The following is a 25,236-nucleotide window of genomic DNA, read 5'->3' as shown; positions in this document are numbered from 1 at the left end:
ACCTCTACAATATTTTCTTAGTCGATTACATTGTACTAAAGTGAGCTATATTTGGCTCTTTTTTTATTACACAATTATATGGACATATTCAATAATATCGCGCTAACGTGCTTGTTTATATTCACTAGCTCGTTAGAAAATGTAACGAGCTTGTCTCAAATTTCTTGCTCGTTAGAGTAATGTATCATATGTGTTTAGGGTAAAATTTAAAAATAAGAGCCTAGGATAATTATTTATGTCCTAGGCTCTTATTTTTGTATTGGCAGTAGATGACTGGTATGAAAATGCGCTTATAACAAGCTTTTTTCATACCTAGTCACCCTTGCCGGGGTGGGACTACGAAATCTTTTTAATAAAATGAGATTTCTGTCCCACTCCCTTATTTTGTATTATTCATTTACTAATTTCTTTTCAAAACGATTTAAATCATTGTCGTGTCCGATAACAATTAAAATATCATTAAATTCAATACTTTCATTTGGATCTGGTGCTACAATAATGTCTTTACCTCTTTTTACAGCTATTATATTAATGCCGTAATTAGCTCGGACATCCAATTCCAGTATAGAATTACCTGCAAGCTTTTCTCCTGCTTTTATTTCAACAATTGAATATTCATCCGATAACTCTAAATAATCTAATACAGATGCGCTTGCAACGTTATGTGCAATTCTTCTACCCATATCTCTTTCTGGATGTACTACGGTATCTGCACCAATTTTATTCAAAATTTTCGCATGATAATCATTTTGAGCTTTAGCTGTTACTTTCTTTACGCCCAACTCTTTAAGAATTAACGTTGTTAAAGTACTTGCCTGTATATTCTCACCTATCGCTACAATGACATGATCAAAGTTACGTATACCTAAACTTTTCATAACCGCTTCGTCAGTTGTATCTGCTATAACAGCATGTGTGGCAATATCACTAAATTCATTCACTCTAGCTTCATCTGAGTCAATGGCCATTACATCCATATCTAGCGCGTTTAATTCTCTAACAATACTACCACCAAAACGCCCTAAGCCAATTACTACATATTCTTTACTCATGATACGCCTCCATACTTATCCTGAAATTATTTTTTACCTTTAACGTAATCTGCATCAAAGATAAACAATCTTAATAATAATATAAGCGATGGAACTAGTAAAAGTAAACCTAAAATAAATGCTATGACTAACATAAGCGCCATTTGTTCATTTACGACAGCTTTATCAATATTAATATATGGTTCAAGTATATAAGGTAATTTACTTAAGCCATATCCAAAGAATGCTGTTCCGAATTGTAACAGAATCATCGTAAATGCAAAACCATGCGCCTTTTTAAGATATATCAATACTACAGCAATAATGAAGAATACCATACTTAAAGCAAATAACCACCAATAATTTTCAATCGCGTTGGTAAAGTGTCTTTCATTATGTTGTCTTAATGATAAGAAAACAAACTGACAAATAATAATCATTGGAAGTGCCCAAATTAAGAACCATTGTCTTAATAAATGATAAGCTTCAGTATCTTTAGCTTTATTAGCATAGTACGTTAAGAAACCTGATGAGATATAGAGTACTGAGATAATAGCTAAGAACACTACTGCCCAAGCATAAGGACTTAATAATAAAGTCATCCATTCTAAGTGAACACCACTTGATGTTTCTTTAATATATCCACCTTCAGCAATTGTTAAAATTGTCGATAATGATGCCGGAATAAGCAAACCAGTAGCACCATACAAGAACAACCATGATAATTTACTATCTTGTCCGTAGTTTTCAAATGCGTAGAAACTACCACGAATTGTTAATAATATTAGAGCTATACTTCCTGGTATCAATAATGTTGAACCAAAGTAGTAAGCTGAATCTGGGAAGAATCCAACGATTCCTACAAAGAAGAATACAAAGAATACATTTGTAACTTCCCAAACAGGGTTTAAATATCTGGAGATCAATCCATTTATAATATGATCTTGTTTAGTTAATTTCGCATGGAAAGAAAAGAATCCTGCCCCGAAATCAATTGCACCGATAACAATGTAGCCATATAAGAAGAGCCAAAGTACTGTGACACCTATGTGTTGATAATCCATTATACTTCACCCCTTCTTTCTATAACTTTATTTACATCATCTGTTGCTTTACTGTGACTAAACATTCTGATTAATACATAACTTGATGAAATACCGAGTACTAAATAAAGTATAGCAAAAGCAATAAACACTAGACTTAAACCATCAGCGTTTGTAGCAGCTTGTGCCACTTTTAAATAGCCCCTTAAAATCCATGGTTGTCTACCCATTTCTGCTAAGAACCATCCACATTCAATCGCTAGCATTGCTAATGGTCCAGTTAGCACAGTTAAGTATAATAATGGTTTGTTAAATTGCGACCATTTTTTCGTCCATTTTAAAACAACAAACAGTGCTGATACAACAAAACAATAAACTCCAAAGAATACCATTAAGTCAAAGAAGTAATGTATAATGAGTGGTGGTGTTTCATCACTCTTAAAGTCATTTAAACCTTTCACTTCTGTATTAAAGTTATTATCAGATAAGAAACTTAAAGCACCAGGAATTTTAATAGCGCCTTTAACTTCTTGGCTCTTCTCATCTACATAACCAAATAATACTAAATCGGCCTTGGATTCACTTTCAAAGTGCCATTCCATAGCTGCTAATTTTTCAGGTTGTTCATCATGTAAAAATTTAGCTGATAAATCCCCTGCAAGCATTGATAATAAACTCGCAACCAAACCAACTATCATTGTTAATTTAAGTGCTTTTTTATGATATTCTCTATCATCGATGAATTTATTTTTAATAAGTCTATAAGCTGCTATACTTGCTAAAATAAATGCGGCAGTCATAAACGCTGTTGCTACAACGTGAAATGAACGTACTCCAAATGAAGCGTTAAACATAGCTGCAACTGGATCAATATTCATCAATTTACCGTTGATAAAATCAAATCCTCCAGGCGTATTCATGAAAGAGTTCACTGATGTAATGAAAAACGCTGAGAATGTACCACCTATAATAACTGGTAAGTTAATTAAAAAGTGTGTCCATCTTCCTTTAAATCTATCCCAAGTGTACAAATAAATACTTAAGAAAATTGCTTCAAAGAAAAATGCAAATGTTTCCATAAATAATGGAAGGGCAATAACTTGTCCACCTAACTGCATAAATGATGGCCATAATAATGATAATTGTAGCCCGATAATTGTTCCCGTAACTACACCGACTGCTACAGTTATTGTGTAACCTTTTGACCATCGTTTAGCCATTGCAATATACATAGGATTATTTTTCTTAATCCCTATGAATTCTGCGATAGCAAACATTAGCGGTATACCTACACCTATCGTTGCAAATATAATATGAAAACCTAATGTCATTGCAGTTAGTAAACGACTTACAACTACTGCATCCATAATATTCCTCCATTCAACGTATGTGATTTATATCACAATTTAAATTCATTATACAACAAATTATTACTTAATAAAATCTAAAAGTTTTAACAAATCGTGACAAATTCATGTCATCATTATGCTAATCCGTTGAATAAGCTAACAAATCATTATAATATGACTATATAAAGTAGAGGTGAATTCAATGAAAAACGTCATAATTTATACACAAGATCAATGCCCACCTTGTCAATTTGTAAAACAGTACTTTGATCAAAATGAAATTGACTATACAGAAAAAAATATTAAAAACTCAAAATTCAAATCAGAACTTATCGACTTAGATAGTTTTTCGACTCCAACTGTTTTAATTGATGATAAAGTATTCTACCAAGTAGATATTGAATCATTTAATAAAGCACTAGGTATAACACAATGAAAATAAATTTCCCTTCTTCTGATATAGTAACGCTCAAGCACACATTTTACACTGAACTCAAATCTAACTTAAAAATTGTCCATATAACAGATTTGCATATTGGTTATTACTCTGGCTTAGAATCATTACACCAACTTGTGATCAAAATTAATAATATGCAACCTGATATCATATGTTTAACTGGTGATTGCTTTGATGATATCGGCAAAATTAAATTTGACCCTTATCTAGTTATACCTTTATTCATAACCCTTAAATCAAAATATGGCAAATTTTTTGTTCCAGGAAACCATGACTATGGTTCCAATAGTATCAGTACTGTTATAAAAATCATGAAACTTTCAGGGTTTAATGTTTTATTAAATGAAACACAAGTAGTCAAAACCTGTGCTGGCAATCTTTCTATTTACGGCATTGATGATTTATGTTTCGGTCAACCAAATTTTAGTAACTCATTTTATGACAAAGATGATTATATTGATTTTAGAGTTTGCTTAATGCATGAACCTGATAAAGTTCGATTACTCAACCCAAATATAAATCTCGTTTTATCTGGCCACACCCATGGTGGACAAATACGACTTCCTGTATTCGGTGCGTTGCATACACCTGCACTCGGTAAGAAATACAAGAAAGGTCTATATCAAATTAGACATAGGCAATATCTTTATGTTAATAAAGGGATTGGTATGACTAGGTTACCGATTAGAGTATTTTGCAATCCTGAAATTGCTATATTTTATTTAAAAGGTAAATAATTTTTATAAAAAAGAGGGATTTCTTAATAATTAAGAAATCCCTCTTTATATATAAAATTAAACTCAATTTATGCTAATTCATTAACTAATTCTACAACTTCTTCAGAAGTCGCACAGTTAATAGCTCGATTAGCTAATTCTTGCATTTCTTTTTGGTCTAATTCTTTTATTTGTTTTCTAGCTTTTAAGATACTTGTTGCGCTCATAGAGAACTCATCTAGACCTAATCCAAGTAATAATGGAACAGCTGTGTTATCGCCAGCCATTTCACCACACATACCAGTCCATTTACCTTCTTTATGTGAAGCTTCAATTACTTGCTTAATTAAGCGAAGAATTGCAGGGTTATATGGTTGGTATAAATACGAAACGCGTTCTGACATACGGTCAGCAGCCATAGTATATTGAATTAAATCATTAGTTCCGATACTAAAGAAATCTACTTCTTTAGCAAAGATGTCAGCTAATGCTGCAGTTGCTGGTATTTCTACCATGATACCTACTTCGATATCATCATCAACTTTAACACCTTCAGAAACTAATTTTTCTTTCTCTTCAAGTAAGATTGCTTTAGCATCTCTGAATTCTTGGATAGTTGCAATCATTGGGAACATGATGTTTAACTTTCCATATTCAGATGCACGTAATAATGCTCTTAATTGTGTTCTAAAGATATCTGTTTGATCTAAACATAGGCGAATAGCTCTGTATCCTAAGAATGGATTCATTTCTTTAGGCAAGTTTAAATAAGATAATTCTTTATCTCCACCAATGTCTAAAGTACGTACGACAACACGTTTGCCATCCATTTCTTTTAATACTTTGCTATATGCTTCAAATTGTTCATCTTCTGAAGGCATATTGTCTCTTCCCATGTATAAGAATTCAGTACGATATAAGCCGATACCTTGTGCACCGTTATTTTTAACACCTTCTAAATCATTCGGTGTTCCAATATTAGCAGCAAGTTCAACATGAACACCATCTTTAGAAACTGAATCATCATTTACTAGCTTAGCAAGCTCTTGTTTTTCAGCAAAAAAGTCTTTTTGCTTTTGTTCATAAGCAAGAACTTCATCTTCGCTAGGATCAATGATTACGTCTCCAGTTAATCCGTCAATGATTAAGCTATCACCATGTTTAACACGGTCAGTTATATCTTTTGTACCTACTACTGCAGGTATTTCTAAAGAACGACTCATAATTGCAGAGTGTGAAGTTCTTCCACCAATATTTGTAGCAAAACCTTTAACAAACTCTTTGTTAAGTTGTGCTGTATCAGATGGTGTTAAATCTTCCCCTACAATAATAACGCTTTCATTAATCATACTAGGATTTGGTAATTCTACTCCTAAAATATGAGCTAATATACGTTTAGATACGTCTCGTATATCTGCAGCGCGCTCTTTCATGTACTCATTATCCATATTTTCAAAAATACTAATGAAATTATTAGATACTTCTTGTAATGCAGTTGGAGCGTTCACTTTATTATTGCGTATATTTTCTTCAATTGGATTTAATAACTCTGGATCTTCTAACACTAATAAATGTGCATCGAAAATTGCAGCTTTATCAGCACCAAGTTGCTTTTCAGCATTATTACGAATTTGAGTTAGTTCAACTTTTGATTGATTCACAGCAGCTTTAAACTTTTCAACTTCGCCGTCTACATCGCTGATATTTTCACTTGAAAATGATAAATCAGGTTCAACTAGTAAATAAGCTTTACTAATAGCTACACCATCAGATGCAGCTATACCTTTTAATATTTCAGACATTATTTTGTTAAACCTTCTTTAGATAATACGTCTGTAATAGCTTCGATCGCTTCTTTCTCATCACTACCCTCAGCGTAGATAGTAATTTCAGCGTCTTTACCAACACCAAGGCTCATTACACCCATGATTGATTTTAAGTTAACTTTTTTAGCGTTATATTCTAATTGAACATCTGAATCAAATTTAGATGCAGTTTGAACTAACATAGTAGCTGGTCTTGCATGAATACCCGTTTCGTCAATAATTACGTAAGATTTTTGTTCCATTTTATTGTCTCCTTCTAAAGCCATTATTTAATTTGTATAAAATCAAATTTTATCTATACGAATAAAGAATATCAAAAAAATAGATACAATTCAATCAAATTACATAAGTATGCAACATTTTGGTGCATTTATTATTAATCTGACAAGTTTGCATATTCAACTGCAATTTGTGTACCAATTTTTGCATTATGATAAACCAGTTTAATATTCGTTTCTAAAGATTTACCTTCAGATTGTTTAACAATTTCTCCTAATAAGAATGGCGTTGAGTCTTTACCATGAATACCTTGTTCTTCTGCTTTTTTAACTGCATTATCAATGATTCCATTAATAAATGATGGTTCTAATTGATCTTCTTCTGGTACCGGATTTGCTATAACAATGCCTGAATCTAAGCCTAAATCCCATTGAACTTCAGCTAATTTAGCAATTGTTTTTACGTCATCAATTCTCGTGTTTAATTTCAATCCACTTTCACGAGTAAAGAATGCTGGTAATTCATCTGTTTGATAACCAACTACAGGTACACCTTTAGTTTCTAAGTACTCTAAAGTTTTATCTAAGTCTAAGATAGATTTAGCACCTGCACAAACTACTGCTACTTTCGTTTTTGATAGTTCATCTAAGTCAGCTGAAATATCCATCGTTTGTTCAGCACCTTTATGAACCCCACCAATACCACCTGTTACGAAGAATTGGATGTCAGCTAATTGTGCACAAATCATAGTTGAAGCAACAGTCGTTGCACCAATTCTCTTAGTTGCAAGTATTTCAGCAATGTCTCTTCTTGATACTTTTGCTACGTCATCAGCACTTGCTAGTAATTCTAATTCTTCATCATTTAAACCGACTTTAATAGTGCCGTCTATAATAGCGATTGTTGCTGGTACACCGCCATTATCTCTTACAATTTGTTCAACCTTTTTAGCCATGTCCACGTTTTGAGGATAAGGCATGCCGTGTGAAATAATTGTAGATTCTAAAGCAATAATTGCTTTACCTTCCTTTTTAGCTTGTTCTACTTCTTCTGAAAATTGAATATAGTTTTCCATTATAATTCCTCCATGTCTTTTATAAGTTGTTTCTCATGTAAATCTTGTCTAACTGTAAATGGTGTTTGAATAGTTTTTGCTGCATTTGCTTTAGCAAGTTTAACAATTTGTTCTATGTCATAGGACTTAAGCCAACCGTAAATCAAAGCTGATGTAAATGCATCTCCTGCCCCAGTTACATCTACTACTTGTTTAACTGGTGTTACACTAAATTCTAAAATACCTTCCTGTCCTTCATAAAAGATTTGTTCTTTACCAGAAGTGACAATGATATTTTTTGCACCTTGTTTGCTAATTTCAGAAATATAAGATTTTAACTGTTCATCAGTTTCTGCTTTTTTACCAACATAAGCTTCTACTTCATCTTTATTCATAATAATCCAATCTACTGCATGTAAATTATGTGGTAAATGGTTCATTTTCGGCCCTGAAACAGCAATGATGATAAGTTTGATACCTTTCTTTTCAGCATAAGCACATAGAAATTCTAATGTTTCTCTCGGACAATTTAAATCAACAATCATACATTTAGCTTTATTAAGCAAATATGTGTTTTTTATCATAAATTCAGGTGTGATTTTATCATATACAGACATATCAGCTAGACCTAAAGTCATGTCGCCATTTTGATCTAACAAAGCTGTATAACTACCTGTTGCTTCACTCGAAATATTTTCAACATAATCAACATTCATAAATGGAGATGACAAATCAGAAATATGTTGCCATTCTGCATCATTTCCAGCAGTTGTTAACAACAATACGTCTTCACCTATACGTCCTAGATTTTCAGCGACGTTTCTTGCAACACCACCTATTGACGTTTCTGATGTTACAGGATTAGAAGTACCTTGAATTAATTGCTCAGTAATATGGAATTTACGATCAATGTTAGCGCCACCTATACAAACAATTGGATTTTGTTCGTTTAAGACGTAAGCTTTCCCTTGAACATATTCCTTCTTAACTAAGCCAGAAATGATATTTGCAACTGCTGGCCTTGATAAGCCAACTTTCTCTGACAATTCTTGTTGAGAAATAAACGGGTTTTCTTTGATTAAATTTAAAATTAATCTTTCATTCTCGTTCAAAATTTTCACCTTACAAACATTTGTTTGTTTTACAAAAAAAGACTGCCAACTCGTCTTAAAGACTTGTTGACAGTCACAGGATAAATTATGATGGACGTAAAAAATCATTTATGACTTTCTCACATTTTTTAATGTGATCTTCGCCCATTTTTTTCATTAAATAGTAACTTATTGAACCCGCTACTGCTTGTCCAACAAGAGGTACCCATCTAGATTGCTTCGCAGCTTCTCTTTTTACAACCGATTTAAAAAATACTTTAACCATAGCATTCGTTACTTTTTGACCTATGAATTGACTACCTTTCATAGCTGCTGAAGTTAAAACTTTTTGTTTTAAATCATCTTGCATTTTATTGACTTGCTTATGGCTCAATCCGTAAATCTTATTAATATCTTCTATGATGTCTCCCATTAATTTTATATCCATACCTACGCCTAAACCAGGTATCGGCACAACATTAGCTGCAGATGACATTAATGATTTTTTTTGAACGAGATCTTGAGCTCTTTTTCTTCGTTCCAATAATTCAGTTTCTGTTGTTGGTAATTCAGAACGTTTTTTTATTTCTTCAATACCTAACGCTTTATTTCCAGCTTTTGAAGTGATTTTGTTTATAATTCCCATTTTAATCATTCTCCTCACAGTTCATTATTAATTTAATGAATAGTAAAATATACCCTTTTTTCGAAGAATTTAACCATTTATCTGTACAAAAACAACTTTCAAGTACTTACTTGGTTTATAATGAGGGTGCGTTTTGAAGTCTTTAGGTAACCCCATCACATCGGAAATTGTATAATCTAGCTCTAATGAATCCAACGTTTGATTTATCATTTTTTTAAATGCTTTTTGCGGAAAAGCACTTGAATTTGTACTTAATACTAAAGTACCTGTTTCATTAAGTAATGAAGCAGCACCTTCAATTAGTTCAGGATAGTTTTTTTGTACACTAAAAGTCTTTTTCTTATTACGAGCAAAACTTGGTGGATCAATGACAATAACATCATAGCTTAAACCATGTCTTAAAGCGTATTTAAAGTAATCAAAAACATCCATAATAAATATATGGTTATTATTTAAATCCATGGCGTTTAATCCAAAGTTTCCTTCAGTTAATGTTCTAGCTCGATTTGCCAAATCAACACTTGTTGTACTTTTAGCATTTTCACTTGCTGCAACTGAAAATGCACCAGTGTAACTAAATAAGTTCAGTATATCTTTATCTTCGCTATAATGGTCGCGTATTTTTTTTCGTACTTCTTTTTGATCTAGGAAAATACCAGTCATTGGTCCGTCATCTAAATTCACATTATAAAATAGATGATTCTCTTCAATTACATAAGGAAATTCTGGAGCGTCACCTTCTACGAAATCAGAAGATGTTTCCATTCCTTTAAATCTCCTTTTTTCAAAGATAGATTTATATTCGAAAACTTCTTGAATAGCTGGCAAAATTCTATCTTTCAAACGATAAATACCGACTGAGTACCATTGTAATAACAAATGCCCATCGTAGTTATCAATTGTTAATCCACCAATTCCGTCTCCTTCAGCATTAAATAACCTATAAGCATTTATGCCATCTACATTTTCAAAATATTCACGTTCTTGAATTGCTTGTTTAAATAACTTAACGAAAAACTTGTGGTCTATTTTTTCAGTGGAATCTAAAGATAATACCCAACCTATACCTTTGTTTTGCTCACCATAATAAGCAGTAGCGATAAAGTTTTTCCCAGCATCTACTAAAGCTACTAATTCACCTTCATCCATACTTGGCATTTCAAAAATGTCATCTTTGTCGACTAATGGATATCCTCTAAAATATTTATCTTCTTTACCATTTTTAAGCATAATTTGTTTCATTGTTTTTGGCCATCCTTTCGAAATGTCTCACATATTATAACGTAAAATAGCCAAAGACACCAAAAAAACAGAGTATCCCCCTTTAGAATACTCTGTTAACCGAATTTTATTAATCAAAATTTCCCCCAGAAAGTTTTGATCCCCTTGTATGTAAACGCTTACTAAATTTAGTATAAATCATTAGATTATTCCGTGCAATACATTTTTAGAATTAATTCTATAAAAATATTTACTTATTACAACTTCTCTTATATAAATTTCTAATAATGTACCAATTGATAATCTATAAAATACTTTGTCTTCCAAATTGTTAATCCAATAAAGGTGTGTCTAGTTGGATTATTGAGGTGGTTAATCCAATAAAAGGTGCTCTACTTGGATTTTTGAAGTAATTAATCCAACAAAGGTGCTCTACTTGGATTTTTGAGGTGGTTAATCCAATAAAAAGTGGTCTACTTGGATTATTGCCTTAGTAAATCCAACAAAAGGTGCTCTACTTGGATTTTTGAAGGAGTTAATCCAATAAAAAGTGGTCTACTTGGATTATTGAAGTGGTTAATCCAATAAAGGTGTGTCTAATTGGATTATTGTCGGAGTAAATCCAACAACAATATCATCAACTCTTGTTTTTTGACCAATCTCATCCCAAAAAGAGCTAAGGATTTGTATCCCTAGCTCTTTTATATTATTAGGACTTTAAGCCCTTCAAATTAAAATGATTTTTTCAAATGAATGATAAATGCTGGTGTAACAAATAGCATTAATAAAAATGATATCGGTGTAATAAATACGGAAAATTGTGATGTTTGAAGTGCCGATACAAAGAATGTAGTTGCAATTTCAAAGAACAATGCTGATATCACAAATAATTTTCCGAAATTATGTGTATTTTTAACATTAGTTGTATAGTTAAAGTATGCATATAGTATAATTAATAACATCATTATAAATAATGTTACCCATTCAAATACATATTGAATTTGAGATAGACTCCATTCACCTGATAAGAATAAGCCATTTCTATTGTTAAATTCTATAATCGTAAATAAGAAAAGTACGAATGTACAAATCCATTCTATATAACTTTTTTTCAACCATTTTGGTCTTCTCATCCATTTAGGTATATCTTCATCTTCAATTTTTATGATTTCTTTCCATTTTTCATTTCGTTTTCTTCTTTTTTCTTTTACCTCTTCAGAATTAAACTTATCCAAAGTAACTTGCTTCATATCTTCTAATTTGCTGTATAAAGCTTGTGACATAGTAAATATTTTTCTAGTTAATCGATTATTTTTAACTCTTGAATAACGTTCTTCATTTACAGTTTCAATGTCTTCTTCACTAATTGGTAATGATCGTCTCAAATAAAGACTCGTCCATACAGACATCTGACTAAAACACCATAATAAAATAAAGAACAAATTCACACTCATTACATCGAGCGGTTTAACGCTTTTTGTATCAATATTATGATTCATAGCGAATTGTGAAATAAAGTAGCACATTCCGTATGAAATGATAATCCATAAGTAATGTTTTTTTCGATGTAATGGATTAAGTTCACTTTTATATACAACATAGCCTACATGTATGGCAAATGGGATAATAAATAAAAATGAAGCATAGCTATAAACTTGGAACATTGTCATTAAAATAATAATCATGAATATAATCGTTAAAACTATATAAAATATAGATATATCATAATCATAATTTGTTGTTCTTCTTAATGTACGTGCTATTAACAATACAAAGATGCCAAACAACAAGATAATTATTGCCGAAATGACTGGAAAACCACCTATATAGTGATTTAAAATTCTTACTAACTCATCAAAAAAAGCTACAAAAAAGTCCCAAATATTACGAATATGGATATTAGCAGAGTCTTTAATATTATAATCTTTAATACGTGGTGCATTAAATAATATCAGTAGGCCCGTTATGATAATGAATATACCTATAATCCGGCTAAAATGAACTTCCCAGCTTTTTTTCTTAATAGACATGTTCTTCACCTCATTGAACATTATAATTGTTTCATTTTCAAATGTCTTTAAATAAATCGAAAATCAGCCCCAAGAAGTATAAATAAGTTTAAAAGTCAGTACTACCTGGGTATATAATAATATCATACATTTTAAGGGAGTGTTATTATGAGTAATAACGATAAACATAAAGAAGAAGCAGAAAAAGCTAAGAAAAAAGAACAAGAAAACAAAAAAGATAACGATAAAGGACAAGATGAAACAAAAGACAACATTCAAGACACTTTTGAATAAATATATCTTATCTTAAATTTCAACGCTTGAGAGGCTGGGACATAAATACATGTCTCAGCCTCTTTCAATTATTATGGTAGTAGCTGAAATGCACTTATATCAAGCTTTTTTAACCCTAGTAATCTTTGCCGGGGCGGGACTACGAAATCTTTTTAATAAAATGAGATTTCTGTCCTACTCCCTCATTCTTATTATATTTTTGAATAATATGGTGTTACAAAATGTTCTTATTGACAAAAGATTTAATAAGACTTATCGTAGTGTTAACAAATCAATAAATGCACTAGGGGCGTTTTAAACTGAGACAGACCTGAAAAAGTCTGAACCCTTTGTACCTGATCTAGATTATACTAGCGTAGGAAAGTGTTCGTGAATCTTATAATATTCATTTTTATAATGATAACAATATTTTTATGCGCTTCTATCTAGATATAGAAGTGCATTTTTTTATATAAAAAAGGAGAATTAGTTATGGCAAAAAGATTAACTTTATCTGATATTTTAGTAACTGTATTAATAGGTGCTGTATTTGCGATTATTTATAAATTTTTATGGTTACCGTATGAAGTTTTAAAACCACTTGGTCTCCATTTAGAGCAATCTATTTATGGTTTTTGGTTTATTGCAGCTATTATCACTTATTTGATTATTCAAAAACCTGGTGTAGCATTATTAGCAGAATTTGCAGCGGGTGCTGGCGAAACAATAGTTATGGGACAATTTGATATTCCTACTTTTGTATATGCCCTACTTCAAGGCTTAGCTTGTGAAATTGTATTTTTAGCTGTTCGATATAAATCGAGAAAGTTATCTGTCGCTATTATAGCTGGAGCTTTGGCTGGTATCATTACTTTACCCGTTGATTGGTTTTATAATTATTTAGGCGATGTTGCAACTTGGAATATTATATTAATGTTCAGCATAAGAATACTGAGCGGAGCTATATTAGGTGGCGCGCTTGGATACGCTATTGTACGAGCACTTGATCGAACTGGTGTTACTAAATTATTCAGACCTTCTTCTAAAAAAGATTACGACTTATTATAGGAGCTATAAAATTGTTATCACTTAAAAATCTTAGACTTAAATATCCAGATGATGAACGTATCATTTTTAAAAATTTAAATATTACTATAAATGATAGAGAGAAAGTTTTATTACTTGGTCCGAGTGGTTCAGGTAAAAGTACCCTATTAAATGTATTAAGTGGCATCATTCCTAGGTCTGTAGATATACCTATGAAAGTTGATGAAAAGCATATTGACCCTTTCCCAGGTGTTATATTTCAAGATCCTGACACACAATTTTGTATGCCTAAAATTAAAGAAGAGTTGGCTTTTGTATTAGAAAATATGAAAGTTGAGCCTAACCGAATGGATTCACTTATATCAAAAGCTATGCAAGAAGTTAACTTAGAGGCAGATCCATCTAAAAAACTTAGCCAACTTAGCGGTGGAATGAAACAGAAATTAGCTATTGCTTCTATTTTATTACAAAAAACTGATACTTTATTTTTAGATGAACCAACTGCAATGTTAGATACATCTTCTACTTATCAACTTTGGGATTTACTCATGCAACATTGGGAAAATCAAACAGTTGTAATTGTTGAGCATAAAGTTGATTATATATGGAATTATGTAGACAGAGTCATTGTCATGAATGATAAAGGGCAAATTACGCATGATAGTACACCTGACGACATATTAAATAACCATACTGACGTATTAAATGAATATGGTGTTTGGCATCCTAATTCATGGGATTATGCACCTAAATCACTTTCTATTAACCATAAATACGAACCTTTATTAAATATAAGCAATCTAGAAATATTACGTCATCGTAAAAAGTTATTTAAAGTAAACGATTTATCTATAAACAAAGGTGAATTAATAGGGTTAACAGGGGCTAATGGAACTGGAAAGACTACTTTTTTAGAAACCTTAATGCAACTTATTAAATATGAAGGAAATATTTATTACAAAGATAAACGTCTAAAAAAAATAAAAGATGCATCCAAACACATGTATTTTGTATATCAAAATCCAGAATTACAATTTATTGAAATGTCTGTTTATGATGAAATTTCGATTAATTTTTCACATCAAAATAAAGAAACAGCACAAGCAAAAACTGAAGAGATGTTGAAATTATTAAGATTAGAACATGTAAAAGCACAACATCCATTCGAACTTTCAATTGGACAGAAAAAAAGATTAAGCGTGGCTACAGCATTAAGCACGCAATCTGAAATCATATTACTAGATGAACCGACATTTGGTTTAGACAGCCATAACACTTTTGAACTGATTAAGTTATTTAAACAGAGAGTTGCAGATGGGCAAACAATTATCATGATTACACATGAAAATGAAATCATAAATCGTTACGCGACCAGAATATTGAACATTCAAAATCGTGAATTAGCCATAAGTGATGGTGACGTTTATGCTGAATAATTGGAAAAGATATTACACTTTCATCGATAACGTTAATATTTTAACTAAACTATTATTAGGTATTTCACTATTTTTCTTTGCCATTTTCATACATGATTTTGATTTCATGCTTTATTTAACAATTGTGATGTTTATATATTTAATATTTATGAGCGGTGTAAAATGGGCGCCGTTGTTAATTGTTATTGCTATTACTTTATTCTTTGGCTTTACTTCCTCGCTATTTATGATTTTTTACGGTGAAGGAAGTCATACGTTGTTTAAATTTGGTATTATCAATATTACGAGTGAAAGCTTAATGAGAGGCTTACACGTTACAATGCGTACATTGGTTATTTCCTTTTATGGAATGGTTATACCTTTCACATCACAAATTATTTATGTGTTCTATAGCTTCATGCAACATTTAAAATTAAAACCTAAAATAGCTTATGCTTTTATGGCATCTATCAGAATGATTCCTATCATGTTTACATCATTCATCCAATTAAGACAAGCATTAAAAATGCGTTATCAAGTCGTTGATAAAAGTCAGCGTAAAGGACTTAAATGGATAAATCATTTACTTATACCGACATTAAGTCAAAGTATAAGAAAATCTCATAGATTAGCAGTAGCTATGGAAGCTAAAGGATTTACGAATGGTAAACGAACTTATTATTATAAAGTGCCTTTTACAATAAATGATGTGTATTTTATTATAATGTCAATTTTATTAGTTATTTTGGCGTTTTGTTTAGGGAGTTTCTTCCCTATTACAAACATTACTGATATTAGGTAACATTGCGTTATGTTTGACCATATCTTTCCCTAAAAGAACGAAATGTAGCGCAATGAAAAAGACCGATAAAATTTATGCAATCAAATAAATTTTATCGGTCTTTCATTTTATTATATTTGAGCTTTCAATGCTTTATGTCCTATATCTTTTCTATAGAATAAATTGTCGCATTTTATTTTTTCCACTTGAGCATAAGCATTTTTTTGTGCTTCTCTTATATCTTTGCCTGTTCCAATAGAAATCATAACTCTTCCACCGTTATTTTCATATTGTCCTTTTTCGTTCTTTTTCAAGGCGCTAACATAATACTGTTCTATTTGGTCTAAGCCTTCAACTATATGACCTTTTTCGTAATTAGCAGGATACCCTTTTGATGCTAATACAACGCCTACTACACTTTCATCTTTCCATTCAAGCTTGATAGGTTCTTTTTTATATGTTTTTTCTAGCAGTTCAATAAAATCTGAATCTAATTTTGTTAATAATACTTGTGCTTCAGGATCTCCAAATCTCGCATTAAATTCAATAACTTTTGGACCATCTTCTGTTAAAATTGCACCGATATATATTAACCCGAAGTATTGTATACCCTCACTTACAAGTGCTTGAGCTATAGGTTGCGCTACTTTTTGATTTGTTTCTTCGATGATTTCTTTTGAAATATGTGGAACCGGGCAGTAAGCACCCATACCTCCAGTATTAGGACCTTTATCAGCATCAAATGCACGTTTATGATCTTGAGCTATACAATCAAAAGGTACCGCAAATTCTTCATTTACAAATGTCATAACTGAAAATTCTTCGCCTTCAAGAAACTCTTCAAATACAACTTTTTCATCATCTGTTGTATATAAAGTTTCTACAGCTTGTCGAGCTTCTTCTCTAGTCAAAGCTACGATAACACCTTTACCAGCAGCCAGCCCATCCTTTTTCAATACAATTGGTATAGGACATGCTTCAACATATGTTAATGCTTTTTCTTTAGAACAAATTGTTTCATATTCAGCTGTTGGAATATTATATTTGTCCATTATTTTTTTAGCAAATTCTTTTGACCCTTCTAATTGTGCAGCTTCTTTATTAGGTCCAAATACTTTAGCATTTGTTTCACTTAAAACATCAGTTAATCCATCAATCAAAGGTTGTTCTGGGCCGATAATAACCCATTCAATATCATTATTTACAACAAACTCTTTTATCTTTTCATGATTATCTTCTTTAATATTTGAAATGACAGTTGCTACACCACTCATCGCATCATTTCCTGGAATAACAAATACCTCTTCGACTGTATTTGAAAGTTTACATTTTTGAGCTAAAACATGTTCACGACCACCTGAGCCGATTATCAGTACTTTCATTTATGAACCTCCTAATGTTTAAAGTGTCTCACGCCAGTAAATACCATACTTATGCCATATTTATTTGCCATATCAATAGATTCTTGATCTTTTATTGAACCGCCTGGTTGAATAATTGTCTTAATGCCAGCTTTTGCAGCAGTTTCAACTGAATCTCCCATTGGGAAAAAGCCATCAGAGGCTAAAGCTACATTATCATTCATTTCAATTGCTCTATCTATCGCAATTTTAGCTGATCCTACTCTATTCATCTGTCCAGCGCCGACACCGACAGTTTGATGATCATTTGCTAGAACAATCGCATTACTTTTAACTGAACGTACTACTTTCCAAGCAAGTTCTAATGCTTTCCATTGCTCTTCACTTGGTTCAACATCTGTTACTACTTTCATATCTTCTCTTTTAATAATTGCATTATCTTTATCTTGAACTAAGTATCCACCTGAAACAGAAACAAATTCTTGTTCATCTTTTGTTTCAGCCATATCGATTTCTAACAATCTAATATTTTTCTTACCTTTAAGAACTTCCAATGCTTCCTCTTCAAAATGAGGAGCGATAACAACTTCTAAGAAAATAGAATGTAGATTTTCTGCTAAAGCTTTTGTAACAGGTCTATTAAGTGCAACTATTCCACCAAATATTGATTGTGAATCCGCTTCATAAGCATATTCATATGCTTGTTCTATTGTTTCACCTACACCTACCCCACAAGGGTTCATGTGTTTAACAGCTACTGCTGCAGGTTGTTCAAACTTCTTAATCAATGATAATGTTGCGTCTGCATCTTTTATATTATTAAAACTTAATGCTTTTCCATGTAACTGTTTAGCTCCAGCTAAAGTATTAGGCTCTTGAGAAGTCTTAACAAACGTAGCATTTTGTTGTGGATTTTCTCCATATCTTAATTCTTCAGAAGCATCATTAAAGAATTCTACAATCGTATTATCATAATCATTAGTATGTTTGAAAACTTTTATCATTAATGATTTTCTGTAATTCTCATCTAATTCATTGTTCTCTATACGTCGAATCACTTCTTCATAATCATCAGGATTAACAACTGTCGTTACAAATTTGAAGTTTTTAGCAGCAGCTCTCAACATAGTTGGTCCACCAATGTCTATATTCTCAATTGCTTCTTCTTCAGTAACATTTTCTTTTTTAATTGTTTCTTTAAACGGATATAGATTAACAACGACTAAATCGATTAAGTCGATACCTTGTTCCTCTAATGCTGATAAATGTTCAGGAATAGAACGATTTGCAAGTATACCACCATGTACACCAGGATGAAGTGTTTTTACACGACCATCCATTATTTCAGGAAAGTCTGTTAGTTCTGATACTGAGTACACTTCAACATTCGCTTCTTCTAAAGTTTTTTTAGTGCCACCAGTAGAATAGACTTTGTAGTCATTTTTAATTAAATTACGTGCAAATTCGACAATGTTCGTTTTATCTGAAACACTTAATATTGCATTTTTCATTTTGTAAAGACTCCTTTATTTTATGATTTCTTTAATGACGCGCGGATATAGTTCATATTCTAAGTTCTGTATTCTCAGCTGTAATGTATCTCTTGTATCATCTGGATAAACTGGGCAACTTAGTTGGTCTATAATTTCTCCTGTATCCATGCCACTGTCTACGTAATGTACAGTTGCTCCTGTAACTCTTACACCATAATCTAGTGCTTGACCAACTGCATCTTTACCAGGAAAGCTTGGTAATATTGAAGGATGTATATTTAAAATTTTTCCTTCATATTGACTAAGTAAAGTTGGACCTACAAGTCTCATATAACCAGCTAAAATAATCCAACTCACTCTTTCTTGAGATAATCTTGTAATTAGAGCTTCCTCATATTCCTTTTTATTATCATATGTTCTAGGATCAATGATATATACAGGTAGATTAAACCTTCTTGCTCTTTCAACACAAAATGCATTCGGGTTATCTGTAAATAAAGCAGTAACTTCGATATGACTTAAATGGCCATATTCAATATTTTCCATAATTTTTTCAAAATTAGATCCGTTACCTGAAGCAAAAATAGCAGTTTTTATCATAATTGAACCCCCGATAAATTCACGTTACCAGAACCTTTTGTAATTTCCCCAATAACGTAAGCTTCTTCGTTCTGTTCTTTTAATGTATTCAATACTTCATCTTTATCATTTTGATCAACTATTAATACGAAACCAATACCCATATTGAACACGTTATACATTTCAGTTGCATCAATCTCGCCTTGTTCTTGCAACCATTTAAATATTTTAGGAATTTTATAAGTATTCACATCAATATTTGCATCCATATTATCTGGAATAGCTCTTGGTATATTTTCTATAAAACCGCCGCCAGTAATGTGCGACATAGCTTTTACTTTCACTTTTTTCAATACAGAAAGTACAGGTTTTACATATAATTTAGTAGGTTCTAAAAACACATCTAAATAACTATGTTGATCATCAAATTGGTCCTCTAGATTAATACCACTTATTTTGATTAAGTTTCTTACCAAGCTATATCCGTTCGAATGAATACCACTTGAAGTTATACCAATAATGACATCATTTTCAGACACATTACTGCCATCGATATATTCATCTTTTTCAACTGCGCCTACACAGAAACCAGCTATATCATACTCACCTTCATGATACATTTCGCCCATTTCTGCAGTTTCTCCACCGATTAAAGCACAGTTTGTTTCTTTACAAGCAACAGATACACCAGAAACGATATTTTCAATCGTTTCCGGATTTACTTTGTTTGTTGCAATATAGTCAAGGAAATATAATGGCTCTGCCCCAGTTGTTAAAATATCATTTACGCACATAGCGACTGCATCTATACCTATTGTGTCATGTTTATCATTATCGATAGCTAATTTTAATTTTGTTCCTACACCATCAGTACCCGAAACTAAAACTGGTTTCTTCATATTTAATTGGGATAAATCAAACGCTGCTCCGAAACCACCTAGACCACCAAGTACCTCTTTTCTCATCGTACTTTGTACGTGAGATTTCATTCTATTAACTGCTTCATAACCTGCTTCAATATCAACACCGGATGCTTTATATGCTTTCGACATTAAGATTACCCTCTCTATCAAAGTATTGTTTGTGTTCACTTAAATATTCTTTTTGTCGTTTACTTAAGTTTTCGAAATAACGTGTTTCATAGTCATACAAGCCTGCTGGATAATCACCAGTGAAACTTTCAACACATAATCCGTTGTAAGGTACGTCTAAATCTAAACCAATTGAGTCAATCAAACCATCTACGCTTAAATATGCTAAAGAATCTGCTCCTATATAGTCTCGTATTTCTTCTGGTGATTTGTGAGCAGAAATTAATTCTGATGATGTTGAAACATCGATACCGTAGAAACTTGGGAACATAAACTCAGGAGATGCTATGCGTACATGTATTTCATTTGCACCAGCATCTTTTAACATTCTTACGATTCTTTTACTTGTAGTTCCTCTCACAATTGAATCATCTACGAGCACTATATTTTTACCGTAAACAATATCTTTTACAGCTGATAATTTCACACGCACACCCTGTTCACGAAGTTCCTGTGTTGGCTGAATGAATGTTCTTGCGACATATTGATTTTTAACTAGACCCATTTCATAAGGTAAGTGGCTTTCTTCAGCAAATCCAGTTGCTGCAGATAGAGATGAATTTGGCACCCCTATTACCATGTCTGCACCTTTTACTGGGCTTTCGTCAGCTAAACGTTTTCCTGATTCTTTACGGACTGCATGAACATTTTTACCTGCAATTGTTGAATCTGGTCTTGCAAAATAAATATATTCCATAGCTGAAATCGCTGTTGAGGTTTGTTTAGTGTAAGATTCTACTCTTATTCCGTCGTCATTAATCACAACATATTCTCCTGCATGTATATCCCTTACAAATTCAGCGCCTAATACATCGATTGCACATGTTTCACTAGCTATAATATAAGCTCCAGTTTTCATTCGACCTACCGCTAAAGGTCTAATGGCATTTGGATCAACTGCTCCATATAATGCATCTTTTGTTAGTAATGCAAACGTAAATCCGCCTTTAATTATGTTTAAACTTTCTTTTAAACTTCCTTCGAAATCAGTTGCTTTGCTTCGTCTGATTAGGTGCATAATCACTTCTGTATCTGATGAAGAGTGAAAAATCGCGCCATCTTTTTCTAGTTTTTTTCTCAAACTTTGTGCATTTACTAAGTTACCGTTATGGCAAACGCCAACACTCATATCGTAAAAATGATATAAAAATGGCTGAATGTTTTCTATTCCTTTATTGCCAGATGTCGCATATCTCACGTGTCCTATTGCATGGTTATAATCTTTGAAAGATTCTAATTGCGCATCAGAAATCGCTTCTGATAATAAGCCTAAACCACGTTCACCCTTTAATTCATTGCCATTTGACCCAACAATTCCTGCTCCTTCTTGACCTCTATGTTGTAAACTGTGTAAGCCCATATATGTTAATTGTGCTGACTCTGGATGATTCCATATACCAAACACGCCACATTCCTCATTTAGACTTTTGATTTCATGCATTGGCCAATTGCCCCTTTCAATTGTTCCCTTATATTCTTCACGTCGACAGTTAATTGTGTAGTTTGGTTCGATAGTTTAAATTGCGTATCGTCAGTTAATTTACCAATTTCAATTGCGCCATCGATATCTATTGTTTCGCCTTCTTTTGCTACGACAATATATCGACCTTGTGTTTCACTAAACAATTGTGCGTTTGTAAGTTCTAAATTAACTTCAACTCCTAAATTAAAGTGTGCGCTAAGTTTAGCTAAGCCTATTGCGATTCCGCCTTTACCTAATGCTTGTACATGTGACGCTTTCCCATCTACAATTGCTTTTTTAATTGTTTCTCCTCTTTGTACTTCTGTATTTAAATCTATTTCACAATGTTCATGGTTAACATCTCTATATAGAAGTTTTTCGATTTGACTTCCACCAAAGTTATTTTCAGTGTCGCCTACTAGATAAATGCGTTCTGAAGCTTGAGGTTTAAAATCATTTAAATATTCTACATCTTCAATTAAACCAACCATACCAATAACTGGTGTTGGGAATATTGAAGTACCTTTTGTTTCGTTATACAAGGAAACGTTACCTGAAACTACTGGTGTTTTGAGTATTTCACAAGCTTCTGCCATCCCTTTTGTTGAATCAGCTAATTGTTGATATATTTCTGGTTTTTCTGGTGAACCATAATTTAAACAATCAGTCATTGCTAAAGGCGTTGCACCGACTGAAATCAGGTTACGATACGCTTCTGCAACAACCATTTTTCCACCTTCATAAGGATTATTGAAAACATATCTAGCTTCGCCATCAATAGTTGAAGCAATTGCTTTTTTAGTACCTTCTACTCTAACGACACCAGCGTGAATACCTGGTTTGCGTATAGTATTTGCCCCAACTTGTTGATCGTATTGTTCATAAGCAAATTCTTTTGAAGCTATAGTTGGATGACTAATTAATTGATTAAATACATCTTTTACATCAATATCTTCATATTTATTATCTTTTGTTTCATAGTTAGGTGTTTTACCTTCTAAAATATACACAGGTGCTTCGTCTGCTAAAGGTTCTACAGGTATATCTGCATAAACTTCATCTTCATAAGATAAAACGAAGCGGTTTGTATCAGTTACTTCTCCAATTACTGCAGAATCTAATTCATGATGTTCAAATAAATCTAAGAATTTTTGTTCTGTTCCTTTTTCAACTACAAGTAACATACGTTCTTGAGTTTCAGACAACATCATTTCATATGGTGAAATACCCTCTTCTCTTGTTGGGACTTCTTCTAAATGTAGATGAATACCACTACCACCTTTTGCTGCCATTTCAGAAGATGAAGAAGTTAAACCTGCTGCCCCCATATCTTGAATACCTACAAGCTCAGGATATGTAATTGCTTCTAGTGTTGCTTCCATTAATTTTTTACCAACGAATGGGTCGCCTATTTGTACTGAAGGTCTTTTACTTTCAGATGCTTCACTCAATTCCTCAGAAGCAAAAGTTGCACCATGAATGCCATCTCTACCAGTTTTTAAACCTACATATATTACTGGATTACCTTTACCTTTTGCAGTGCCCTTTTGAATTTTATCGTGATCGATAATACCTACACACATTGCGTTAACAAGAGGATTACCATCATATCTTTCATCAAATTCAATTTCACCAGCTACAGTAGGGATTCCTATACAGTTTCCGTAACCACCTATCCCTTTTACAACTCCGCTAAATAATCTACGGTTTGTTTTATTTGATAATTCACCAAATCTTAAACTATTTAATAATGAAATTGGTCTAGCACCGATAGATACGATGTCACGGATAATACCGCCTACACCAGTAGCTGCACCTTGATAAGGTTCAATTGCTGAAGGGTGGTTATGAGATTCAACTTTAAATACTACTGCTTGATTATCACCAATATCTACAACACCTGCACCTTCACCAGGTCCCATTAATACGCGTTCTCCAGTTGTAGGAAACTGTTTAAGAAATGGTTTAGAATGTTTATAAGAACAATGTTCACTCCACATAACTGAGAAAATACCAATTTCAGTGAAATTAGGTTTTCTTCCTAATATGCTTATAACTTTTTGATACTCTTCATCCGTTAATCCCATATCTCTATATAAATGTTCAGTTTCGATTTCTTTAATACTCGGTTCTAAAAACTTAGACATGTTGTTCCCTCCAACTTTCGATCATAGATTGAAATAACTTAACACCACTATCTGAGCCAAGTAATGTTTCCATAGCTCTCTCAGGATGTGGCATCATACCACAAACGTTACCTTCTATATTTGTAATCCCTGCTATATCTTTGTATGAACCATTTGGATTATCTTGGTACGTTAAAATAATTTGATTATGTTTTTTCAATTCTTCATACATTTCATCCGTACAATAGTAGTGGCCTTCGCCATGCGCAACTGGATATACAACTGTTTCATTTTCATCATATTGATGCGTAAATTTTGTTTGATTATTAACAATCGTTAATTCTTCATTTCTGCTAACGAATAAATGATCATCATTATGCAAAAGCGCACCTGGCAATAATCCGATTTCAGTTAAAATTTGGAAGCCATTACAAACACCTAATACTGGTTTCCCTTCTTCTGCTAGTCTTTTAACTTCTTTTATAATTGGAGCAACTCTAGCCATAGCTCCTGATCTTAAGTAGTCACCAAATGAAAAACCGCCTGGTATCAGAACACCATCAAAACCTTTTAAAGATGTTTCTCTATAATCAACATACTCCGCTTCAACTCCAGAACGTGTAGCAGCATTGTACATGTCGCGGTCACAATTTGAACCTGGGAAGACTAATACAGCTAATTTCATTATGCGTTCTCCTTATCTTCTAAAATTTTAAAACTATATTCTTCAATTACAGTATTCGCAAATAATTTTTCACTAAGTGTATTAACGATATTATGGATTGTTGCTTCATCTGTTTCTTCAACTGTCATGTATATTACTTTACCTACTCTAATATTATTGACTTGCTCATAACCTAAATCGTGTACAGCTCTATTCAATGCTTGTCCTTGTGTATCTAAAACTTGTCCTTGTAATGTAATGTGCAATTCAATATTTTTCATT

24 protein-coding genes and 1 riboswitch are annotated in these 25,236 nt (G+C 32.4%); of the genes, 6 read left to right on the top strand and 18 right to left on the bottom strand.

What is annotated here, in order from left to right; translation table 11 throughout:
- Positions 1-389: 389 nt before the first annotated feature.
- The 3 genes from LQ688_RS12400 to LQ688_RS12390 are packed head-to-tail and all read right to left on the bottom strand — an operon-like array spanning position 390 to position 3,441.
- Positions 390-1,052 (bottom strand): potassium channel family protein, encoded by a 663-nt coding sequence (locus tag LQ688_RS12400; protein WP_016999685.1) that lies wholly within the window; start codon positions 1,050-1,052, stop codon positions 390-392.
- 26 nt (positions 1,053-1,078) lie between these two features.
- A complete protein-coding gene (locus LQ688_RS12395; protein WP_016999684.1) occupies positions 1,079-2,095 on the bottom strand; it encodes a cytochrome d ubiquinol oxidase subunit II in 1,017 nt (338 codons plus the stop codon).
- Complete coding sequence (locus LQ688_RS12390) at positions 2,095-3,441, bottom strand: cytochrome ubiquinol oxidase subunit I (protein WP_016999683.1); 1,347 nt, start codon at positions 3,439-3,441, stop codon at positions 2,095-2,097. The genes LQ688_RS12395 and LQ688_RS12390 overlap by 1 nt, the downstream gene beginning before the upstream one ends.
- Before the next feature lie 184 nt (positions 3,442-3,625).
- Between LQ688_RS12390 and LQ688_RS12385 the strand changes: the two genes are divergently transcribed.
- Positions 3,626-3,859, top strand: coding sequence for a glutaredoxin family protein (locus LQ688_RS12385; protein ID WP_135031799.1), 234 nt, complete (start codon positions 3,626-3,628; stop codon positions 3,857-3,859).
- Complete coding sequence (locus LQ688_RS12380; protein ID WP_239703996.1) at positions 3,856-4,617, top strand: metallophosphoesterase; 762 nt, start codon at positions 3,856-3,858, stop codon at positions 4,615-4,617. Before LQ688_RS12385 ends, LQ688_RS12380 begins: the two co-directional genes overlap by 4 nt.
- A 68-nt stretch (positions 4,618-4,685) precedes the next feature.
- Here the strand turns inward: LQ688_RS12380 and ptsP are convergent, their stop codons facing one another.
- The 7 genes from ptsP to auxA all read right to left on the bottom strand — a co-directional run bounded on the left by ptsP (position 4,686) and on the right by auxA (position 12,683).
- Positions 4,686-6,398, bottom strand: coding sequence for a phosphoenolpyruvate--protein phosphotransferase (gene ptsP, locus LQ688_RS12375; RefSeq protein ID WP_016999680.1), 1,713 nt, complete (start codon positions 6,396-6,398; stop codon positions 4,686-4,688).
- Positions 6,398-6,664 carry a phosphocarrier protein HPr gene (locus tag LQ688_RS12370; protein ID WP_016999679.1) on the bottom strand — a complete coding sequence of 89 codons (267 nt, stop codon included), beginning with the start codon at positions 6,662-6,664 and terminating at the stop codon, positions 6,398-6,400. Before LQ688_RS12370 ends, ptsP begins: the two co-directional genes overlap by 1 nt.
- 134 nt (positions 6,665-6,798) lie before the next feature.
- Positions 6,799-7,716 carry a pseudouridine-5'-phosphate glycosidase gene (locus LQ688_RS12365; protein ID WP_016999678.1) on the bottom strand — a complete coding sequence of 306 codons (918 nt, stop codon included), beginning with the start codon at positions 7,714-7,716 and terminating at the stop codon, positions 6,799-6,801.
- Complete coding sequence (locus LQ688_RS12360; RefSeq protein ID WP_064204126.1) at positions 7,716-8,807, bottom strand: carbohydrate kinase; 1,092 nt, start codon at positions 8,805-8,807, stop codon at positions 7,716-7,718. The genes LQ688_RS12365 and LQ688_RS12360 overlap by 1 nt, the downstream gene beginning before the upstream one ends.
- Before the next feature lie 85 nt (positions 8,808-8,892).
- Entirely contained in the window at positions 8,893-9,432 is a 540-nt protein-coding gene (locus tag LQ688_RS12355; RefSeq protein WP_064211306.1) for a DUF697 domain-containing protein, read from the bottom strand.
- Between the two features lie 69 nt (positions 9,433-9,501).
- Positions 9,502-10,674, bottom strand: a complete 1,173-nt coding sequence (locus tag LQ688_RS12350) for a class I SAM-dependent rRNA methyltransferase (protein WP_016999675.1) — start codon at positions 10,672-10,674, stop codon at positions 9,502-9,504.
- Positions 10,675-11,384: 710 nt separating this feature from the next.
- The gene (gene auxA / locus LQ688_RS12345) at positions 11,385-12,683 is read right to left on the bottom strand and encodes a lipoteichoic acid stability factor AuxA (protein ID WP_016999674.1); all 1,299 of its coding nucleotides are present in this window, start codon (positions 12,681-12,683) and stop codon (positions 11,385-11,387) included.
- Positions 12,684-12,830: 147 nt separating this feature from the next.
- Between auxA and LQ688_RS14055 the strand changes: the two genes are divergently transcribed.
- The 4 genes from LQ688_RS14055 (at position 12,831) to LQ688_RS12330 (ending at position 16,199) form a co-directional block, all read left to right on the top strand.
- Positions 12,831-12,956, top strand: a complete 126-nt coding sequence (locus LQ688_RS14055) for a hypothetical protein (RefSeq protein ID WP_016999673.1) — start codon at positions 12,831-12,833, stop codon at positions 12,954-12,956.
- Between the two features lie 275 nt (positions 12,957-13,231).
- Positions 13,232-13,335, top strand: a riboswitch (TPP riboswitch).
- Between the two features lie 92 nt (positions 13,336-13,427).
- The gene (locus tag LQ688_RS12340) at positions 13,428-14,003 is read left to right on the top strand and encodes an ECF transporter S component (RefSeq protein WP_064205035.1); all 576 of its coding nucleotides are present in this window, start codon (positions 13,428-13,430) and stop codon (positions 14,001-14,003) included.
- Between the two features lie 11 nt (positions 14,004-14,014).
- Complete coding sequence (locus tag LQ688_RS12335; RefSeq protein ID WP_239703995.1) at positions 14,015-15,418, top strand: ABC transporter ATP-binding protein; 1,404 nt, start codon at positions 14,015-14,017, stop codon at positions 15,416-15,418.
- On the top strand, positions 15,408-16,199 hold the full coding sequence (locus tag LQ688_RS12330; RefSeq protein ID WP_016999670.1) for an energy-coupling factor transporter transmembrane component T family protein: 792 nt from the start codon (positions 15,408-15,410) through the stop codon (positions 16,197-16,199). Before LQ688_RS12335 ends, LQ688_RS12330 begins: the two co-directional genes overlap by 11 nt.
- Positions 16,200-16,309: 110 nt before the next feature.
- Here the strand turns inward: LQ688_RS12330 and purD are convergent, their stop codons facing one another.
- Genes purD through purS form a run of 8 tightly spaced genes read right to left on the bottom strand, consistent with a single transcriptional unit; the run spans position 16,310 to position 25,235 of the window.
- Entirely contained in the window at positions 16,310-17,560 is a 1,251-nt protein-coding gene (purD, locus tag LQ688_RS12325) for a phosphoribosylamine--glycine ligase (RefSeq protein ID WP_064205033.1), read from the bottom strand.
- 11 nt (positions 17,561-17,571) lie between these two features.
- Positions 17,572-19,050, bottom strand: a complete 1,479-nt coding sequence (gene purH, locus LQ688_RS12320; RefSeq protein ID WP_194200882.1) for a bifunctional phosphoribosylaminoimidazolecarboxamide formyltransferase/IMP cyclohydrolase — start codon at positions 19,048-19,050, stop codon at positions 17,572-17,574.
- 15 nt (positions 19,051-19,065) lie between these two features.
- Positions 19,066-19,632: a phosphoribosylglycinamide formyltransferase gene (gene purN / locus LQ688_RS12315; RefSeq protein ID WP_064205031.1), complete on the bottom strand. Its 567-nt coding sequence runs from the start codon at positions 19,630-19,632 to the stop codon at positions 19,066-19,068.
- On the bottom strand, positions 19,629-20,663 hold the full coding sequence (gene purM / locus LQ688_RS12310) for a phosphoribosylformylglycinamidine cyclo-ligase (protein ID WP_239752833.1): 1,035 nt from the start codon (positions 20,661-20,663) through the stop codon (positions 19,629-19,631). Before purM ends, purN begins: the two co-directional genes overlap by 4 nt.
- Positions 20,647-22,143, bottom strand: coding sequence for an amidophosphoribosyltransferase (purF, locus tag LQ688_RS12305; protein ID WP_016999665.1), 1,497 nt, complete (start codon positions 22,141-22,143; stop codon positions 20,647-20,649). The genes purM and purF overlap by 17 nt, the downstream gene beginning before the upstream one ends.
- On the bottom strand, positions 22,122-24,311 hold the full coding sequence (gene purL / locus LQ688_RS12300; protein WP_239752832.1) for a phosphoribosylformylglycinamidine synthase subunit PurL: 2,190 nt from the start codon (positions 24,309-24,311) through the stop codon (positions 22,122-22,124). Before purL ends, purF begins: the two co-directional genes overlap by 22 nt.
- Positions 24,304-24,975 carry a phosphoribosylformylglycinamidine synthase subunit PurQ gene (gene purQ, locus LQ688_RS12295; RefSeq protein WP_016999663.1) on the bottom strand — a complete coding sequence of 224 codons (672 nt, stop codon included), beginning with the start codon at positions 24,973-24,975 and terminating at the stop codon, positions 24,304-24,306. The genes purL and purQ overlap by 8 nt, the downstream gene beginning before the upstream one ends.
- On the bottom strand, positions 24,975-25,235 hold the full coding sequence (gene purS, locus LQ688_RS12290; RefSeq protein ID WP_064205026.1) for a phosphoribosylformylglycinamidine synthase subunit PurS: 261 nt from the start codon (positions 25,233-25,235) through the stop codon (positions 24,975-24,977). The genes purQ and purS overlap by 1 nt, the downstream gene beginning before the upstream one ends.
- Position 25,236: the final 1 nt, after the last annotated feature.

Source organism: Mammaliicoccus sp. J-M40 (assembly GCF_022386395.1).
GTDB lineage: Bacteria > Bacillota > Bacilli > Staphylococcales > Staphylococcaceae > Mammaliicoccus > Mammaliicoccus lentus.
The sequence above is the reverse complement of the archived record's forward strand: the minus strand, read 5'-3'. Positions and strand labels throughout refer to the sequence as shown.

What these genes read in the sequence shown, in the direction of transcription:
- LQ688_RS12370 (WP_016999679.1), bottom strand. Translation starts at nt 6,664, where the DNA reads ATGGAACAAAAATCTTACGTAATTATTGACGAAACGGGTATTCATGCA.
- LQ688_RS12400 (WP_016999685.1), bottom strand. Translation starts at nt 1,052, where the DNA reads ATGAGTAAAGAATATGTAGTAATTGGCTTAGGGCGTTTTGGTGGTAGT.
- purD (WP_064205033.1), bottom strand. Translation starts at nt 17,560, where the DNA reads ATGAAAGTACTGATAATCGGCTCAGGTGGTCGTGAACATGTTTTAGCT.
- LQ688_RS12395 (WP_016999684.1), bottom strand. Translation starts at nt 2,095, where the DNA reads ATGGATTATCAACACATAGGTGTCACAGTACTTTGGCTCTTCTTATAT.
- purQ (WP_016999663.1), bottom strand. Translation starts at nt 24,975, where the DNA reads ATGAAATTAGCTGTATTAGTCTTCCCAGGTTCAAATTGTGACCGCGAC.
- LQ688_RS12350 (WP_016999675.1), bottom strand. Translation starts at nt 10,674, where the DNA reads ATGAAACAAATTATGCTTAAAAATGGTAAAGAAGATAAATATTTTAGA.
- LQ688_RS12380 (WP_239703996.1), top strand. Translation starts at nt 3,856, where the DNA reads ATGAAAATAAATTTCCCTTCTTCTGATATAGTAACGCTCAAGCACACA.
- purS (WP_064205026.1), bottom strand. Translation starts at nt 25,235, where the DNA reads ATGAAAAATATTGAATTGCACATTACATTACAAGGACAAGTTTTAGAT.
- LQ688_RS12330 (WP_016999670.1), top strand. Translation starts at nt 15,408, where the DNA reads ATGCTGAATAATTGGAAAAGATATTACACTTTCATCGATAACGTTAAT.
- purM (WP_239752833.1), bottom strand. Translation starts at nt 20,663, where the DNA reads ATGTCGAAAGCATATAAAGCATCCGGTGTTGATATTGAAGCAGGTTAT.
- LQ688_RS12365 (WP_016999678.1), bottom strand. Translation starts at nt 7,716, where the DNA reads ATGGAAAACTATATTCAATTTTCAGAAGAAGTAGAACAAGCTAAAAAG.
- LQ688_RS12340 (WP_064205035.1), top strand. Translation starts at nt 13,428, where the DNA reads ATGGCAAAAAGATTAACTTTATCTGATATTTTAGTAACTGTATTAATA.
- purH (WP_194200882.1), bottom strand. Translation starts at nt 19,050, where the DNA reads ATGAAAAATGCAATATTAAGTGTTTCAGATAAAACGAACATTGTCGAA.
- purL (WP_239752832.1), bottom strand. Translation starts at nt 24,311, where the DNA reads ATGTCTAAGTTTTTAGAACCGAGTATTAAAGAAATCGAAACTGAACAT.
- ptsP (WP_016999680.1), bottom strand. Translation starts at nt 6,398, where the DNA reads ATGTCTGAAATATTAAAAGGTATAGCTGCATCTGATGGTGTAGCTATT.
- auxA (WP_016999674.1), bottom strand. Translation starts at nt 12,683, where the DNA reads ATGTCTATTAAGAAAAAAAGCTGGGAAGTTCATTTTAGCCGGATTATA.
- LQ688_RS12390 (WP_016999683.1), bottom strand. Translation starts at nt 3,441, where the DNA reads ATGGATGCAGTAGTTGTAAGTCGTTTACTAACTGCAATGACATTAGGT.
- LQ688_RS12355 (WP_064211306.1), bottom strand. Translation starts at nt 9,432, where the DNA reads ATGGGAATTATAAACAAAATCACTTCAAAAGCTGGAAATAAAGCGTTA.
- purF (WP_016999665.1), bottom strand. Translation starts at nt 22,143, where the DNA reads ATGCATGAAATCAAAAGTCTAAATGAGGAATGTGGCGTGTTTGGTATA.
- purN (WP_064205031.1), bottom strand. Translation starts at nt 19,632, where the DNA reads ATGATAAAAACTGCTATTTTTGCTTCAGGTAACGGATCTAATTTTGAA.
- LQ688_RS14055 (WP_016999673.1), top strand. Translation starts at nt 12,831, where the DNA reads ATGAGTAATAACGATAAACATAAAGAAGAAGCAGAAAAAGCTAAGAAA.
- LQ688_RS12385 (WP_135031799.1), top strand. Translation starts at nt 3,626, where the DNA reads ATGAAAAACGTCATAATTTATACACAAGATCAATGCCCACCTTGTCAA.